At 69.1% G+C, this 16,589-nt stretch carries 14 protein-coding genes; 5 read left to right on the top strand and 9 right to left on the bottom strand.

Annotated features, from left to right (window positions below):
• Nucleotides 1-26: 26 nt before the first annotated feature.
• Genes ACMT1E_RS09450 through dapA form a run of 3 tightly spaced genes read right to left on the bottom strand, consistent with a single transcriptional unit; the run spans nt 27 to nt 1,943 of the window.
• Nucleotides 27-593: a DUF2062 domain-containing protein gene (locus tag ACMT1E_RS09450; protein WP_414899883.1), complete on the bottom strand. Its 567-nt coding sequence runs from the start codon at nt 591-593 to the stop codon at nt 27-29.
• Nucleotides 586-1,068 (bottom strand): SsrA-binding protein SmpB, encoded by a 483-nt coding sequence (gene smpB / locus ACMT1E_RS09455; RefSeq protein ID WP_414899884.1) that lies wholly within the window; start codon nt 1,066-1,068, stop codon nt 586-588. Before smpB ends, ACMT1E_RS09450 begins: the two co-directional genes overlap by 8 nt.
• Nucleotides 1,068-1,943 (bottom strand): 4-hydroxy-tetrahydrodipicolinate synthase, encoded by an 876-nt coding sequence (gene dapA, locus ACMT1E_RS09460; protein WP_414899885.1) that lies wholly within the window; start codon nt 1,941-1,943, stop codon nt 1,068-1,070. The genes smpB and dapA overlap by 1 nt, the downstream gene beginning before the upstream one ends.
• Nucleotides 1,944-2,046: 103 nt before the next feature.
• On the opposite strand from dapA, the gene ACMT1E_RS09465 reads away from it, so the two are divergent.
• Together ACMT1E_RS09465 and greB are read left to right on the top strand one after the other, a co-directional pair.
• On the top strand, nt 2,047-3,993 hold the full coding sequence (locus tag ACMT1E_RS09465) for a transglycosylase SLT domain-containing protein (protein WP_414899887.1): 1,947 nt from the start codon (nt 2,047-2,049) through the stop codon (nt 3,991-3,993).
• Between the two features lie 4 nt (nt 3,994-3,997).
• A complete protein-coding gene (greB, locus tag ACMT1E_RS09470; protein ID WP_414899888.1) occupies nt 3,998-4,480 on the top strand; it encodes a transcription elongation factor GreB in 483 nt (160 codons plus the stop codon).
• 75 nt (nt 4,481-4,555) lie between these two features.
• On the opposite strand, the gene ACMT1E_RS09475 is transcribed toward greB, so the two are convergent.
• The 4 genes from ACMT1E_RS09475 to ACMT1E_RS09490 all read right to left on the bottom strand — a co-directional run bounded on the left by ACMT1E_RS09475 (nt 4,556) and on the right by ACMT1E_RS09490 (nt 9,296).
• On the bottom strand, nt 4,556-4,936 hold the full coding sequence (locus ACMT1E_RS09475; RefSeq protein ID WP_414899889.1) for a YdbL family protein: 381 nt from the start codon (nt 4,934-4,936) through the stop codon (nt 4,556-4,558).
• Nucleotides 4,936-5,145, bottom strand: coding sequence for a YnbE family lipoprotein (locus ACMT1E_RS09480; RefSeq protein ID WP_414899891.1), 210 nt, complete (start codon nt 5,143-5,145; stop codon nt 4,936-4,938). Before ACMT1E_RS09480 ends, ACMT1E_RS09475 begins: the two co-directional genes overlap by 1 nt.
• A 42-nt stretch (nt 5,146-5,187) precedes the next feature.
• Entirely contained in the window at nt 5,188-8,328 is a 3,141-nt protein-coding gene (locus ACMT1E_RS09485) for a YdbH domain-containing protein (protein WP_414899893.1), read from the bottom strand.
• Nucleotides 8,329-8,417: 89 nt separating this feature from the next.
• Complete coding sequence (locus ACMT1E_RS09490) at nt 8,418-9,296, bottom strand: LysR family transcriptional regulator (protein ID WP_414899895.1); 879 nt, start codon at nt 9,294-9,296, stop codon at nt 8,418-8,420.
• An 85-nt stretch (nt 9,297-9,381) separates the two neighbouring features.
• Between ACMT1E_RS09490 and ACMT1E_RS09495 the strand changes: the two genes are divergently transcribed.
• Genes ACMT1E_RS09495 through ACMT1E_RS09505 form a run of 3 tightly spaced genes read left to right on the top strand, consistent with a single transcriptional unit; the run spans nt 9,382 to nt 13,990 of the window.
• Entirely contained in the window at nt 9,382-10,530 is a 1,149-nt protein-coding gene (locus ACMT1E_RS09495) for an isovaleryl-CoA dehydrogenase (protein ID WP_414899897.1), read from the top strand.
• Entirely contained in the window at nt 10,527-12,122 is a 1,596-nt protein-coding gene (locus ACMT1E_RS09500; RefSeq protein WP_414899898.1) for a carboxyl transferase domain-containing protein, read from the top strand. The genes ACMT1E_RS09495 and ACMT1E_RS09500 overlap by 4 nt, the downstream gene beginning before the upstream one ends.
• Nucleotides 12,123-12,127: 5 nt before the next feature.
• Nucleotides 12,128-13,990, top strand: a complete 1,863-nt coding sequence (locus ACMT1E_RS09505; RefSeq protein WP_414899900.1) for an acetyl/propionyl/methylcrotonyl-CoA carboxylase subunit alpha — start codon at nt 12,128-12,130, stop codon at nt 13,988-13,990.
• Nucleotides 13,991-13,999: 9 nt separating this feature from the next.
• Here ACMT1E_RS09505 and ACMT1E_RS09510 read toward each other — a convergent pair whose 3' ends face one another.
• Together ACMT1E_RS09510 and pcaF are read right to left on the bottom strand one after the other, a co-directional pair.
• Nucleotides 14,000-15,304: an MFS family transporter gene (locus ACMT1E_RS09510; protein WP_414899901.1), complete on the bottom strand. Its 1,305-nt coding sequence runs from the start codon at nt 15,302-15,304 to the stop codon at nt 14,000-14,002.
• A gap of 33 nt (nt 15,305-15,337) precedes the next feature.
• Nucleotides 15,338-16,540, bottom strand: a complete 1,203-nt coding sequence (gene pcaF / locus ACMT1E_RS09515) for a 3-oxoadipyl-CoA thiolase (RefSeq protein ID WP_414899902.1) — start codon at nt 16,538-16,540, stop codon at nt 15,338-15,340.
• Between the last annotated feature and the right edge of the window lie 49 nt (nt 16,541-16,589).

Here is a 16,589-nt window from a genome sequence, read left to right on the forward strand (position 1 = left end):
CACCCTAGCCCAGCCTGCCGCCGGTTTCACCCCTGCCGCCGGCCGTGACCACGCCCGCGCCACTTGCGCCCGATCCACACGCGCCAGGCCAGCGCCGCCGTGACATAGCCGACAACGCCGGCGATGACCGAAATCGTCGTCAACCCCAGCAGAAAGGCGGGCGCCGCGTCGGACAGCAGCCAACGCGACCATTCGGACAGCGGCAACCCCTCGCGCACCATCATCAGCAGTTCGCCAGGCTGGGCGTGCATGCCGAACACCGCGCTGCCGACCCATAATGCCGCTATCACCAGCAATGGCGTCGTCACCGGGTTGCTCGCCAGCGTGGTTCCGGCGCAAAGCGGCACGTTGGCGCGGAACGGGATCGCGATCAGCGCCGCCGACACCGGCTGCACCACCGGCACCATCACCAGAATGCCGACAAACAGGCCCAGGCCGATCGCGCGCGGCACGGATCGGCGGGTGAACCGCCACAGCGCCGGGCGCAACAGCAGGTGCGCCACCGGCCGCAGCCAGCGGTTGCTCTCCAGTTCCTCGCGGCTGGGCATCAGCCGGCGGATCGTATCGACCGCCCAGGTCTTGCTTCTAGCCACGGTCCCTCAACAGCCGCGATTGCTCGCGTTTCCAGTCGCGTTCCTTCTCGGTGGAACGCTTGTCGTGCAGTTTCTTGCCCTTCGCCAGCGCCAGCTCCACCTTCGCCCGCCCACGCGGGTTGAAATAGATCGACAGCGGGATCAGCGTCATACCCTCGCGCTGCACCGCGTTGCGCAGCTTGTTGATCTCGCGTTCGTGGAGCAACAGCTTGCGTGGGCGCTTCGGCTCATGGTTGAAACGGTTGCCGTGGCTGAACTCCGGTACGTTGGCATTGACCAGCCAGACCTGATCGTCCTTCACCTCGGCATAGCTCTCGGCGATCGATCCCTCGCCGAAACGCAGCGATTTCACCTCGGTTCCGGTCAGGGCGATGCCGGCCTCGAAGAAATCCTCCAGGAAATACTCATAGCGCGCGCGCCGGTTCTCGGCGACGGTCTTGACCTTCTCGAACGCCGCTGGCTTCGGCCGGGCCATCAGACCAGCCCGGCGATCTCTAGCGCGGCATCCACCTGGGCGCGGGCGGCCGCCGACGGCGGCGTCATCGGCAGGCGCAGTTCCGCGCCGATGTCGGGCCTGACGCGGTTCAGCGCATATTTGACCGGGCCGGGCGATGCGTCGGCAAACAGCGCGGCGTGCAGAGGGAAAAGCCGGTCCTGCACCTCCAGCGCTTCCGCCCAGTCGCCGGCCAGACATGCCGCCTGGAACTCGGCGCACAGTCGCGGCGCGACGTTGGCGGTAACGGAAATGCACCCGCGCCCGCCCATCGCCATCAACGCCAGCGCCATGTCGTCATTGCCGGACAGCTGGCAGAAATCGGCCCCGCAGGCCAGCCGCTGGGCGGTGACGCGGCCAGCGACGCCGGACGCATCCTTGATGCCGACAATGCCGGGCAGCTTCGCCAGCCGGCCGACAGTATCGACCGAAATGTCCGTCACCGTGCGCGTCGGCACGTTGTAGAGCAGGATCGACAGGTCGCAATGCTCGGCCAGATAGGCGAAATGGGCATACACCCCGTCCTGGTTCGGCCGGTTGTAATAGGGCGCGACGACCAGCGCCGCCGCCGCGCCCGCGTCCTTCGCAAAGCGCATGTGGGTCAGCGCTGTCATCGTGTCGTTCGATCCGCAACCGGCGATCACCGGCACCCGGCCCGCCGCCTGGGCGATGGTCAGCGCGACGACGCGATGGTGCTCGTCGATGTCCATCGTCGCCGATTCGCCGGTGGTGCCGCACGGGACGAGCGCGCTGCTGCCGCTCTCGATCTGCCAGTCGATCAGCGCGCGCAACGCCGTCTCGTCGATCGCACCGTCGCGAAACGGCGTCACCAGGGCCGGAATGGATCCGGAAAACATGGCGTGAATCCTTCACTTCTGCTTCGTCACGCCGCATAGTGCCGGCATGCGTAGATGGCCTCGTTCATCGTCAGATAAGGAGCGTGGGGGCAACCTGTCCAGCATGGTTATGCGTGTTCCCCTGATGGCGCTGCTGCTCGCAACGCCCGCTCCCCTTGCCCTGCAACCGATCCGCGCGCAGCCGACGGCGGCCGCGACCGCCACCGTCGGCCCGGCGATCATCGAATGGAATCGGCTGCGCCAGACCGATTCCCTGCCCTTCTCCAGCTATGCCGGCTTCCTGATCGCCCACCCCGGCTGGCCGGGCGAAGCGGCGATGCGCCGCACCGCGGAACGCGTACTGGCGCCGGAAACGATGGAACCGCGCCAGACGGCGGCGTTCTTCGACCGCTTCGCTCCGCTCACCAACACCGGCCAGGCCCGCTATGCGGAGGCCTTGGCCGCGATCGGCCGGCAGGACGAAGCCCGCGCCGCCGCGCGCAAGGCGTGGACCTCCGGCTCACTGTCCACCGCCGATGAAGCGCGGATGCTCACCGCTTTCGGCGGCAGCTTCACCCCCGCCGATCAGGACGAACGGATGGACCGGCTGCTGTGGGCCGGGGCGACCAGCGCCGCCACCCGCCAATTGCCGCTGGTCACCATCGCCCGCCGCCCGCTGTTCGAGGCCCGTCTGGCCATGCGGACCCGCGCCGCCGATGCCGCGACCAGGGCCAATGCGGTACTGCCGGCCGCGCTCGGCGACGCCGGTTACCTCGCCGATCGGGCGTTGTGGCTGCGCGCGACGGGTCAGGCCGGCGCCGCCCGCCAGTTGCTCGCCCAGCGCCGGCCGCTCACCGCCCGCCCATCCGAACCGGTCAAATGGTACGAAACGCTGCTGACGGTGGCGCAAGATGCGCGATCCGGCGGCCAGCCGCAACTGGCGTGGGACATCGCCCGCCAGATCGACGACGCTTTCCCGCCCGGCACCGACTTCCGCAACCAGCCGCTGGCGGTGCGCGATCGCTATACCAGCCTCGCCTGGCTCGCCGGAATGACCGCGCTGAGCGATCTGCGCCGCCCGGCCGATGCCATCGGCCTGTTCCAGCGTTACGCCGCCGCCGCCAAGACCCCGCAAACCCAGACCAAGGGCTATTACTGGGCGGGGCAGGCCGCGAAGGCCGCCGGCAACAATCCGGCCGCTCATTTCGAACAGGCCGGCGCCTTTGCCGATCAGTTCTACGGCCAGCTCGCGCTGGAAGCGCTTGGCCGGCCGCTGCGCCCACCACCCGACATGCCCGCCGATCGCCCGTCACAGGGGGAACGCCAGGCATTTATGAACCGCGAAGTGGTGCGCGCCGCACGCTATCTCGGCCAGACTGGCAACTGGCGCGACCAGACGCTGTTCGTCCGGGCGATCGCCGAAAGCGTCGACAGCGGTGTCGATCACGTGCTGGCGGACGAATTGTCGCGAACGATTGGCCGCCCGGACCTTGCGGTCATGGTCGGCCGCGCCGCGCGCAGCGACGGGCGCAGCGATTACGCGCGGATCAGCTATCCGCAGGTGCCGGTACCGTCCGACAGCGCCCATGCCTGGACGATGGTCCATGCAATCGCCCGACAGGAAAGCCAGTTCGACCGTGACATCGTCAGCCGCGCCGGCGCGCGCGGCCTGATGCAGCTTATGCCGGCCACCGCCGCGGAAACGGCGCGCAAGCTCGGTATCGCGCACGATCCGTCGGCGCTGTCGGACACTGGCTACAACATCCGGTTGGGCGCCGCCTATTTTCACCGGATGCTCGATTATTACGGCGGCAGCCACGTGCTTGCCGTCGCCGCCTACAATGCCGGCCCTGGCAATGTGAACCGCTGGCTGAAGGCGAATGGCGATCCGCGCACCGCCGACGTCGACACGATCCGGTGGATCGAAAGCATCCCGTTCAGCGAGACACGCAACTATGTCCAGCGTGTGCTGGAAAATGCGGTCGTCTACGAACTGCTGAACCCGCAACGGGCGCGCACCGCCTCGGCGGCGTCACTGTCGGCCTATCTCGGCACCCGCCCGGCCGGCTGACGCGGTGGATCGGCCCAACTACATCACGCCGGCCGGCTATGCGGCGCTGCGCGCCGAATATGAGGCACTGTTCGCCGTTGAACGGCCGAAGCTGGTCGAAACGATCAGTTGGGCTGCCGGCAACGGCGATCGGTCCGAAAACGGCGATTACATCTACGGGCGCAAGCGCCTTCGTGAGATCGACCGGACGATCAACCGGTTGTCGCGCAAGATGAAGGCGGCAAAAGTCGTCGACCCCGCCGCCCAGCAGGATCGCAGCCGGGTGTTCTTCGGCGCGACGGTGACCGTCGCCGACGAGGATGACCGCGAACGCACGGTCACGATCGTCGGCAATGACGAGGCGGATGCCGGTGCCGGCCGCGTCGGCTGGGATTCGCCGATCGCGCGCGCCCTGCGTGGCGCCGCCGTCGGCGATCTCCGTCGCCTCCATCTTCCCGCGGGGGAGTGCGAATACGAAGTGATCGCGATTCGCTACCCGACTCCATAGGCTGCGCGCTGACGATGCGCCTGCCTTCGCGGGGGCACCGTGCGCTTCACGAACCAGCGTCGAACGCCGCCCTGCCTACACGCAGCGCGGGTCGCGCTCCGGCGGCGCGTTGGTCCGGGTCTTCCACTCACCGTTCGGCGACAGGTATTTTTCGCCCGGCGCGGTCTGCAGAATCAGGTTGCAACCGCTGGTGAACGCCATCTGCTCGACAGTGGCACCGGCGGCGGCGCTCGACGTGTACTTCGCCTTGCGCTGGATGTTGATGTTGTTGACCAGCCCGCGCAGCGCCGGAGTCGCGGCGCCGACGATACCAAGATAGCCGTCCGGCTGCTCGCCGACCTGCCCGGCGGTGCGCGCCGCCTGATAGGCCGGGTCGCGCTGGGCCAGCGCCATGCCGGATGTCAGGGCCAGCGCGGCCCCGGCGGCGATCAGTGTCAGTGTCCCGAATGTCTTCATCAGAAAATCCCCGGATTGGCCTGGATCAACGATTTCGCTTCCCCGTCCAGCCGATAGACGACCTGCTGGGTCACGTTGATGTTGAGGTTGATCTCGATCGGCTTGTCCGGCGCGCTGACGTTGACGCAACCGCCGGTCAGGGCGGCACCCGTCGCCAGCACGGCGCCCGGCAACAGCCTTTCGATCCACCAGACTGCCCTTCTCCTCATCGTCGTTGTTGATCCTGCGAATAGCATTGGCACAGTCCTGATTTAGCGGGGCTGAACGGGTTGGGGGGACCGGTCGCGCTTGTCCTGCTCCTCAAGCAGCGCCGGCAGATTGCGTTCGATCAGCCGGGCCGGATCGTAGAAGGACTGCGCCGAATCGATCAACTGCCGAAATGGCGCGGCGATCCTGACGTTAAAGACCAGCGGCAGCGTTTGCAGCCGGTCGAGCAGGAAATTCCGCTTGGTCCCCTCGCCCTGACGGATGCCGGCAAAGCGGACCTCGGTGATCACCTCGCCGGCCAACGCGCCGTTCATCACGATCGCCAGATCGCGGTAGCGCAGCGATTTCAGCGACTGGAAAGCCAGGTTGCCCCAGAAGCCCAGATCCTCCTGGCTGACCTCGCCAACATAGGCAAGGGTGCCGCCGCCTTCCGACCGCACGTTCAGCCGGCCGTTCTCGATCCGCCCGCCGTCGGCGTTGAACACGATCGGCAGGACGCCGTCGAACGTGCCGGTCGCGTTCAGGTTCTTGAAGTCGAATTGCTGGAGGAACTGGCCGGCATCCATCCCGGTGATGCGGAAGGTCATCCGCCGGTCCTGCGGCGTGCTGAAATCGAGCAATGTCGGCTCCAGCATCAGCGCGCCGCCGGCAAAGGGCCAGCGCCCCTCCTCCACCCGCACCCGCGCGCCCGGCAACGTCTGGTAACGGATGGTGCCGTCGTTGACGGCGATGCCGGGGTTGATCGTCGCGACGGTTGCCACCTGCCCCGGCGCGCTTTCCAGACTCAGCAGGTCGGTGAACCGGATGGTCCCGGCAATGCCGCTGACCGGGCCAAGTGCTGCCGCCAGATCGGTGCCATCGGTATGGAAACTGCCGGTGCTGGTCACCCCGTCCGGCGTCCAGGCGATATGCCCGTCGCCGCTGACGATGCCGACGACATCGGCAATGACGCCGAAGGTCAGCGGCGTCAGTTCGTCGGGCTGGAATGCCTTGTCGAACGTGATGCCCGGCACCGCCAGATCGGCATGCCCGCGCCCGCTGCCCAGGTCATGGGCGATCGACACGTCGGAAACGAAAACGCCCTTCTCGGGATGGACCAGCCGCCCGGTCACCGCGATCCGCCCGTCGACCAGCGTCAACGCGACATCGCGCCCGGCCAGCGGCAGGAAACGTGGCGCCGCCGCCGCATCGGCGACCATCAGCGCCCCGCTGACCGCCAGCCGCCCGTCATGCACCGCCCATGTTCCATCCGCCGCGGACATGACCAGCGGCACATTGGCGATCGCCCCGGCACCGCCGGTAAAGCCGCCGCCCGGCGCACCATCGAAACGCCCGTCAACGGTCGCGAAACGCAGGTGCGTGTTCTCCGCCCCCCCGCCGATCCGCACCGCCGGCGCCGCCAGCCGGAACCGTCGCTCGCCCAGCCGCACCTCGGCCCGCTCGGCGGCCAGCGTCACCGGCGCCTCGCCCATCCGCCCGGCCAGATGCACCGCGTTCAGCACCATGCCGCCACCCAGCCGCCCGCCGTCGAGCACGACCAGTCCGCCGTCGACCGGGCAGAGCGGCAACCGCGCCGTGCTAAGCACCAGCCCGCCGGCGGCCACCCGCGCCGCCCCCAGCGACGCGCATTCGCGGTTTACCACCACCCGCCGCCGCCCATCCCATTCGGCCGCGACGGGCAGGGTCAACCCGTCGACCCGCCCGTCGCCAAGCGGCCCGGACAGCGTCGCCGTCGTTGTCACCCGCATCCCGCGCCCCACCGCCGTCAGTCGCACCGGCGTCAAAGCCAGCCGCGCTCCGCCGGCCGCGTAAGGCTGCATAACGACCGTGCCGGTCACCGGCGCATCGGCTCGTGCCCGCACCAGCTCCGCCCGCGCATCGGGCAACCCGCCGCCGCCGCTGGTCAGCACCGCCGCGATCCGCGTCTCGCCGCCCGGCCAGGCGTAGCGCACCCCGCCACCGCCCAGCGCCACCCGCGCGCCGCTCGCCGCGATCAGCGCCAGCCGGCGCACTGTCACCACGCCGCGCGCACCAGCCGATTCGACCGTCACCGCCCCATCGACCGCGAAGTCCTTCGCGGCACCATCCAGCGCCTTGGCAAGCCCATCGGCAAGCGGCCCGACCGGCGTCCCCTGCCCGGTCGCCCCGAATGCCGCGATCGCGCGCCGCCGCCCGGCGTCCAGCGCGCCATGCTCCGCGCCAATCCGGCCGTCGAACCGCACACCGCGCGACGACAGGCTGTAACGGCCGTCGACCCGCAGCGCCTTGCCCGACAGCATCGCCGTGCCGAATGTCCCGGCCGCCAGCCGCGCGGCCCCGGCGGTGCCCTCCGCTCCCCCGGCAAAGCTGACCTGCCCGGCAATCGGCGCCAGCGCCCCGGCCGGGTGCCGCGCCGCCGCTGCCTTCACCTGCGCCCGCCCGCGCCAGCGCGTCATGTCCGCCGCCAGCGTCGCGGCCAGATCCAGCGCAGGCGCCCGCACCACCGCATCACCACAAGCCAGCGCCGCCGCATTCACCGACCCGCGCAACACCGGCCGCGCGCGATCGATGCGCAGCGCCAACGCGGCGGTCAGCCCGGTCGCCGCGCAATCGCCGCTGGTCAGCCGTGGCGCCCGCGCCTCAAGCCGCCCGGCAAACCCGCCGTCCAGCCGCCCCCGCCCGCTCAGCCGCAGCTCCGCCGGCCCGTATGGCGTGGTCAGCATCGCCCGTCCGTCCGCCACGGCAAGATCGATCGCCGGCAAGGCGAAGGGCTTGCCCGACGGCGCCGGCAACAACTTGTCGACCGCGCCCATCGACAGCGTGCCATCCGCCGCCAGCCGCGCCTTCAACCGCACGCGCCCGGCGCGGATCGCCTCGACATAGGGGCCGGACCAGCCGATCGCCGTGCGTATCTCCACCCAGTCGGCAACAAGGTCGGGGTTGGACGGATCGCCGATCACGACATCGGTCAGCCGCTGGCGCGCCGGGCCGAGATCCGCGATCCGGTAGCGCGCCGCCACCCCACGTTCGGCGAGCATCCGGTCGACATAGCCGCTGGCGATCGGCCGGCGCTGAACCCACAGCAATACAATCGCCGCCAGCACGATCAGCACCAGCGCTGCGGCAATCCGCGTCCATCGCCTGCCGGGCCGCTTGCGCCGCGGCGCGGCCGGCCCGGCTTCCGGGTCTTCCGTCAGGTCCGCCATACCGCGCTGCACGCCTCACACATCCGCACCAGCATAGAGCCGCCACCGCGCCGCGCAATCATGGCTCCGCTCCGCCGCGCAGGCGGCACCTACGGCGACAGGGTCGGCACCACCGCGCGCAGCGTATTCAGCACCGGCGCATCGGCGCGGGCGGCCGCGTCAACATGCCCCGCATGAAGAATGCCGATCGCCCGCACCAGATCGAACCCGGCCAGCCGTGGCCGCACCACGCCCGGCGCCGTGAAACCTTCCGGCATCACCGTCACGCCCAGCCCCGCCTGCACCATCGCCAGCGCCCGGTCGTCATTGGTCGTCCGCGCGGCAAAGAACGGGCGGACGCCGTGGCTGGTGAAATGGCGGCTGGTCTCGGGCAGCGCCTCGCACTGTCGGCGGACGATCATCACATTGTCGGCCAGCGCCGCCGCCGCCACCTCCGCTTCCCCGGCCAGCGGGTGACTGGCCGGCATCGCCAGCGTATAGCCTTCGGTCATCAACACCTCGCCGGCAAAGCGGCTGTCGTCGGCGCGGACGATGGTCAGCGCCGCGTCCAGCCGCCCGCGCCGCAGCCGTTCCTGCAGCTCGCGCTCGCGCCCCTCCACCCATTCCACCCGCTGAACGTCGCCGTGCGCGGCGCAGCGGCGGACAATCGTCGCGATCCACGCCGACGGCATCGTCGTCAGCACGCCCAGCCGAAAGGTCGACCGTACCGGCACCGCGCCCACCGCGCGTTCCGCCAGACTGAACTCCCCCTCGATCCGACGCGCATGGACGGCAAGGCGCGCGCCCGCCTCGGTCAACTCGACCCGGCGGTTACTGCGCTGGAACAGGCTGCGGTCGAGCAACCTCTCCAGCTTGGCGATGCCGACCGACAGCGTCGGCTGCGACACGTTGCACTGCGCCGCCGCCTTGGAGAAATTGCCATGGTCTATAACCGCCAGGAAATAGCGCAGCAGATAGCGGTCTATCATAGATACCATCTATGATGTTGCCGCGACTCTTTCAATTTTTATTCGAACGCCGCCGGCGCTATGACATCCTATCGGATGTGGAGGGATGCCAGTGGATTTCGATTTCGCGCTCGGCGAGATGGCCGACACCATTCGCGACAGCACCGCCCGCTTCGCCGCCGACCGCATCGCCCCGCTGGCGGCGCGGATCGACGCGGAGGACTGGTTCCCGCAGGAAATATGGCCCGAAATGGGCGCGCTCGGCCTGCACGGCATCACCGTGGAAGAGGAATTTGGCGGCCTCGGCCTCGGCTATCTCGAACATGTCGTCGCGCAGGAAGAGGTCGCCCGCGCCTCCGCCTCGGTCGGGCTCAGCTACGGCGCCCATTCCAACCTGTGCGTCAACCAGCTTCGCCGCTGGGGCAATGCGGACCAGAAGCGCAAATACCTGCCGAAACTGATTTCGGGCGAGCATGTCGGCTCGCTGGCGATGTCGGAGGCGGGCGCCGGATCGGACGTCGTGTCGATGAAGCTGCGCGCCGACCGCAAGGGCGACCGCTTCGTGCTCAACGGCACCAAATTCTGGATCACCAACGCCACTTACGCCGATACCCTCGTCGTCTATGCGAAGACCGGCGAAGGCTCGCGCGGCATCACCACCTTCATCATCGAAAAGGGCATGCCCGGCTTCGCGATCGGCCAGAAGATCGACAAGATGGGGATGCGCGGCTCGCCGACCGCCGAACTGGTGTTCGACGATTGCGAAGTACCGGAAGACAATGTGATGGGGCCGGAGAATGGCGGCGTCGGCGTGCTGATGTCGGGCCTCGACTATGAACGCACCGTGCTCGCCGGCATCCAGTTGGGCATCATGCAGGCCTGCCTCGACACCGTCCTGCCCTATGTTCGCGAACGCAAGCAGTTCGGCCAGCCGATCGGCGCGTTTCAGCTTATCCAGGCCAAGGTCGCCGACATGTATGTCGCGCTCAATTCGGCCCGCGCCTATGTCTATGCCGTCGCCCGCGCCTGCGATGCGGGGCGGACGACGCGCTTCGACGCGGCGGGCGCGATCCTGCTCGCCAGCGAAAATGCGATGAAGGTCGCGATCGAGGCGGTGCAGGCGCTCGGCGGCGCCGGCTATACGAAGGACTGGCCGGTCGAACGCTATATGCGCGACGCCAAGCTGCTCGACATCGGCGCCGGCACCAACGAGATCCGGCGGATGCTGATCGGCCGCGAGCTGATCGGCGCATGACCGTCCTGACCACGCTGGCCGATCCGGCAAGCCCGGCCTTCGCCGCCAACGCCGCCCACAACCGCGCGCTGGCGGAGGAATTGCGCACCCGCGTCGCCGCCGCCGCGCTCGGCGGCTCGGAAAAGCACCGCGCCCGCCATGTCGAACGCGGCAAGCTGCTGCCGCGCGACCGCGTCCACCGGCTGCTCGATCCCGGCGCCCCGTTTCTGGAGATCGGCCAGCTCGCCGCCAACGGCCTTTACGACGACACCGCGCCCGGCGCCGGGCTGATCGCCGGTGTCGGCCGCGTCTCCGGCCGCACCGCGATGATCGTCGCCAACGACCCGACGGTGAAGGGCGGCGCCTACTTCCCGATGACGGTGAAGAAGCATCTGCGCGCGCAGGAAATCGCCCGCGAAAACCGCTTGCCCTGCGTCTATCTGGTCGACAGCGGCGGCGCCAACCTGCCCCATCAGGCAGAGGTGTTTCCAGACCGCGAGCATTTCGGCCGCATCTTCTACAATCAGGCGCAGATGTCGGCGGACGGCATCGCCCAGATCGCCTGCGTGATGGGAAGCTGCACCGCCGGCGGCGCCTATGTCCCGGCGATGGCGGACGAAAGCGTCATCGTCCGCAATCAGGGCACGATCTTCCTCGCCGGCCCGCCGCTGGTCAAGGCGGCGACCGGCGAAGTGATCTCGGCGGAGGAACTGGGCGGCGCCGAAACCCACGGCCGCAAGTCCGGCGTCGTCGACCACGTCGCCGAAAATGACGAACACGCCCTGCTCGTCGTCCGCGACATCGTCGCCACCCTCGGCACCGGCGGCGGCGCCGCGCTCGACCTCACGGCCCCCCGCCCGCCAAAACTCGATCCGCAGGACCTTTACGGCATCGTGCCGCAGGATGTGCGCGCGCCCTATGACGTGCGCGAAGTGATCGGGCGGATCGTCGACGGCTCGGAACTGCACGAGTTCAAGGCGCTCTACGGCACGACGCTTGTCTGTGGTTTCGCGCGGATCTGGGGAATGCCGGTCGCCATCCTCGCCAACAACGGCGTGCTGTTCTCCGAAAGCGCGCAGAAAGGCGCGCATTTCATCCAGCTCGCCTGCCAGCGGCGGGTGCCGCTGCTGTTCCTCCAGAACATCTCCGGCTTCATGGTCGGCGGGAAGTATGAGGCGGAAGGCATTGCGAAACATGGCGCAAAGCTGGTGACGGCCGTCGCCACCGCCAGCGTGCCAAAGGTGACGGTGCTGATCGGCGGCAGCTTCGGTGCCGGCAACTACGGCATGTGCGGCCGGGCCTATCAACCGCGCTTCCTGTTCACCTGGCCGAACGCGCGGATCAGCGTGATGGGCGGTGAGCAGGCGGCGTCGGTGCTGGCGACCGTCCACCGCGACGCGGACACATGGACGCCGGAACAGGCGGAAGCGTTCAAGGCGCCGATCCGTCAGACCTACGAGGATGAAGGCAATCCCTATTACGCCACCGCGCGGATGTGGGACGACGGCATCATCGACCCGGTCCAGACCCGCGACGTCCTCGGCCTCGCCTTCGCCGCTGCGTTGAACGCCCCGATCCCGGAGCGCGCCCGCTTCGGCCTGTTCAGGATGTAGCCGCGATGATCGAATCCCTGCTGATCGCCAATCGCGGCGAAATCGCCCGCCGGATCATCCGCACCGCCCGCCGCCTCGGCATCCGCACCGTTGCAGTCCATTCCGACGCCGACGCGGCAATGCCGTTCGTGCGCGAAGCGGACGCGGCTGTCTACATCGGCCCGGCGGCGGCGCGTGAATCCTATCTGGTGCCGGAAAAGATACTGGACGCCGCCCGCGCCACCGGCGCGCAGGCGATCCACCCCGGCTACGGCTTCCTGTCCGAAAACGCCGATTTCGCGGAAGCGGTGCAGGCCGCCGGGCTGGTCTGGGTCGGCGCCCCGCCGGCCGCGATCCGCGCGATGGGGCTGAAGGACGCCGCCAAGGCGCTGATGATCGAGGCCAGCGTTCCGGTCACCCCCGGCTATCTCGGCGAGAACCAGGACGCCGCCTTCCTCCAGACGCAGGCCGACGCGATCGGCTATCCGGTGCTGATCAAGGCGGTCGCCGGCGGCGGCGGCAAGGGCATGCGCCGCGTCGATGCCGCCGACGCCTTCGCCGACGCGCTGGAATCGTGCCGGCGCGAGGCGGCGGCGGCGTTCGGCGACGACCGGGTGCTGATCGAAAAATACATTCTCGGCCCCCGCCATATCGAAGTGCAGGTGTTCGGCGACAGCCACGGCAATGTCGTCCACCTGTTCGAACGCGACTGCTCGCTGCAGCGCCGCCACCAGAAGGTGATCGAGGAAGCCCCCGCCCCCGGCATGGATGCCGACACCCGCGCCGCGCTCTGCGCCGCTGCGGTCAAGGCGGCGCAGGCGATCGATTATATCGGTGCCGGAACGATCGAATTCATCGCCGACGCCTCCGAAGGCCTCCGCGCCGACCGCATCTGGTTCATGGAAATGAACACCCGCCTACAGGTGGAACACCCGATAACCGAGGCGATAACCGGGCAGGATCTGGTCGAATGGCAGCTCCGCGTCGCCAGCGGCGAACCCCTGCCCCGCCGACAGGATGATCTGGCGATCACCGGCTGGGCGATGGAGGCCCGCCTCTATGCCGAGAACCCGGCGACCGGCTTCCTGCCGTCGACCGGCCCGCTCGACCGCCTGCGTTTCCCCACCGGCGCCCGCATCGACAGCGGCGTCGAGGAAGGCGGGGAAGTGACGCCGCACTACGACCCGATGATCGCCAAGCTGATCGTCCACGCCGCCACCCGCCCGGCCGCCGCCGCCGCGCTCGCCGCCGCCTGCGCCGGGGTGCAGGTCTGGCCGGTCAGGACCAACGCCGGCTTCCTCGCCCGCGCCGCCGCCCACCCCGATTTCGGCACCGGGCGCATCGACACCGGCTTCATCGAACGCCACGCCGCCGCACTGATCCCGGACGGCACACCGCCCGCCGCCGCCTGGCAGACCGCCGCCACCGCGCTGCTCCCGACCGACACCGACGCGCCGTGGACGGCGCTGGCCGGCTTCCGCGCCAACGCCGCGCCGGAACGCCGCGTCGCCGTCGCCATCGCCGGCGAGACGCAGGTCGTCACCCTCGACGGCCCCGCCCCCGGCGCCGTCGCGGAGGTGGCCGGCGAAACACTGCTGTTCCTGAACGGAGAGGCGTGGCGCTACGGCCCGGCGGTCGCCGCCGGCGCCGGTGGCGACGGGCCATCGGACGGCATGATCCTGGCGCCGATGCCCGGTCGCGTCGTCGCCGTCGACGTGGCGGAGGGCGATACGGTCAGCCGTGGCCAACGGCTGGTGGTGCTGGAAGCGATGAAGATGGAACAGGCGCTGCTCGCCCCGTTCGACGGCGTCGTCGCCACGCTGAAAGCCACCATCGGCGCCCAGGTCTCCGAAGGCAGCCTGCTCGTCCACGTCGACAAGCCGGTCTGATCCCCAGGTTCAAACCAGCGCGTCGGCGAGCGGGTCGTGCCGCCGTGTGTCGCGCATCAGCAGCGCCGTCACCAGCGACAGCAGGCAGACGCAGGTGACATACCAGTAGAAGCCACTCTCGTGACCGCCCTGCTTGAAACGCAGGGCGATGAACTCCGCTGTCCCGCCGAACAGCGCGTTGCCGATGCCATAGGCCAGGCTGACGCCCAGCGCACGGACATGGACCGGGAACAGCTCCGCTTTGAACAGGCCGCTGATCGCGGTGTAGAAGCTGTTGATCGCCAGCCCGCACAGCACCAGCGCAAAGGCGGCAACCGGGCTGCGAACGGTGGCGAGCAGCGACAGCAGCGGCACCGTGAACAGCGTCGCCAGCACCCCGAACAGCAGCATGTTGCTGCGCCGCCCGATATGGTCGGACAGCAGGCCGAACAGCGGCTGCATCAGCGCGAACGGGATCAGCACCGCTGTCATCACCCAGTTGGCGGTCGGCGCCGCCATGTGCGCGGTGTTGACCAGATATTTCTGCATGTAGGTCGAAAACACATAGAAGATCAGCGATCCACCCGCGGTCAGCCCGAGCACGGTCAGGAACGCCCGCCAGTGCGGCACCAGCGCACGAATGCTGCCGGCATCGTCGCGGCGGCCGTCCTCCCGCATCGTTTCGTGCAGGACATGGCGGAACAGCAGGATCGTCATCGCCGCCACCGCGCCGACCAAAAAGACGATGCGCCAGCCATAGCTGCGCATCGCTTCCGGGCTGATCGTCGATTGCAGGACGAGGATGACGAGCAGCGCCAGCAACTGCCCGCCGATCAGCGTCACATACTGGAACGAGGCGTAGAAGCCGCGCCGGCCGCTAAACGCGATCTCGCTTAGATAAGTCGCGGCGGTGCCATACTGGCCGCCGGTCGAAAAGCCCTGGATCATCCGGCCGATCAGCAGCAGCAACGGCGCGAGCGCACCGATCTGCGCATAGGTCGGCAGCAATGCGATCAGCAGCGCGCCGACCCCCATCATCACGATGGAAACGACCATCGCCGCGCGCCGGCCGTGCCGGTCCGCATACCAGCCGAAATACCAGCCGCCGAGCGGCCGCATCAGGAAGCCGACGGCGAAGATCCCGGCGCTGGCCAGCAGTTGCGCGGTACGGTCGCCGCTGGGGAAAAAAGCGGAGGAGAAATAGAGCGCGGTGAACGCGTAGGCGAAATAATCGTACCACTCGATCAGATTGCCCATCGAGCCGGCGACGATCGCCCGCACGCGCTGCCCGTCGGCCAGCCCCGGAGCGACGACGGGAATGCCGGCCGTCGTCATTCCGCTCCCTCCAATTTTGCCCCGCGCCCCGTCCTAGACCCGTTCGACCGCCATCGCGATACCCTGCCCGACGCCGATGCACATCGTCGCCAGCGCATAACGGCCCTGCCGACGCTGCAATTCTTCCACCGCCGTCATCAGGATGCGCGCGCCGCTCATCCCCAGCGGGTGGCCGAGGGCGATCGCGCCGCCGTTCGGGTTCACATGCTCGGCATCGTCGGGCAGACCGAGCCGGCGGGTAACGGCCAGCCCCTGCGCCGCAAATGCCTCGTTCAGCTCGATCACGTCGATCGCGCCGATACCAAGGCCAAGCCGGGCGAGCAGCTTCTCGGTCGCCGGCGCCGGGCCGATCCCCATCACCCGCGGCGCCACGCCGGCCACCGCCATGCCCAGCACCCGCGCGCGCGGCGTCAGCCCGTGGCGCTTCGCCGCCGCTTCGGACGCGATGATCAGCGCGGCGGCACCGTCATTGACCCCAGACGCATTGCCAGCCGTCACCGTCCCGTCGGGCCGGACGATCGGCTTCAGCGCCGCCAGCACCTCAAGGGTGGTTGCGCGCGGATGCTCGTCGCGGTCGACAACCAGCGGTGGCTGCTTACGGCGGGGAACCTCTACCGGCACGATTTCCACCGCGAACCGGCCAGCGGCCTGCGCGGCAGCGGCGCGGTTCTGGCTGCGCAGCGCGAAAGCATCCTGGTCTTCGCGCGAAATGCCGTGGTCGGTCGCAACATTTTCGGCGGTTTCCGGCATGGAATCAACGCCCCATGCATCGCGAAGCCGCTTGTTGACGAAGCGCCAGCCAATCGTCGTATCGTGGATTTCCGGAGCGCGGGCATAAGCGGCCGTCGCCTTCGGCATCACGAACGGCGCCCGGCTCATGCTTTCCACCCCCCCCGCGATGAGCAGGTCCAGCTCCCCCGCGCGAACCGCCCGCGCCGCCGTACCGGCCGCGTCCAGCCCCGATCCGCACAGCCGGTTGATCGTCGCGCCGCTGGCGGTTTCGCCCAGCCCGGCGAGCAGCGCGGCCATGCGCGCGACATTGCGGTTGTCCTCGCCTGCCTGGTTGGCACAGCCGAGCAGCACGTCGTCCAGCGCGCCCCAGTCGACCGATGGATTGCGCGCGATCAGCGCCTTTAGGGGTTCCGCCGCCAGATCATCGGCCCGCACCGGCGCCAGCACGCCACCATAACGACCAATCGGGGTCCGCACGGCATCACAGATGAAGGCTTCGGTCACACGCATTTCTCCGTTTTGCAGTCCGCCCCGCTGTGGCGGCGAAACGCGC

Source organism: Sphingomonas flavalba, from assembly GCF_047553045.1.
Lineage (GTDB): Bacteria > Pseudomonadota > Alphaproteobacteria > Sphingomonadales > Sphingomonadaceae > Sphingomonas_L > Sphingomonas_L flavalba_A.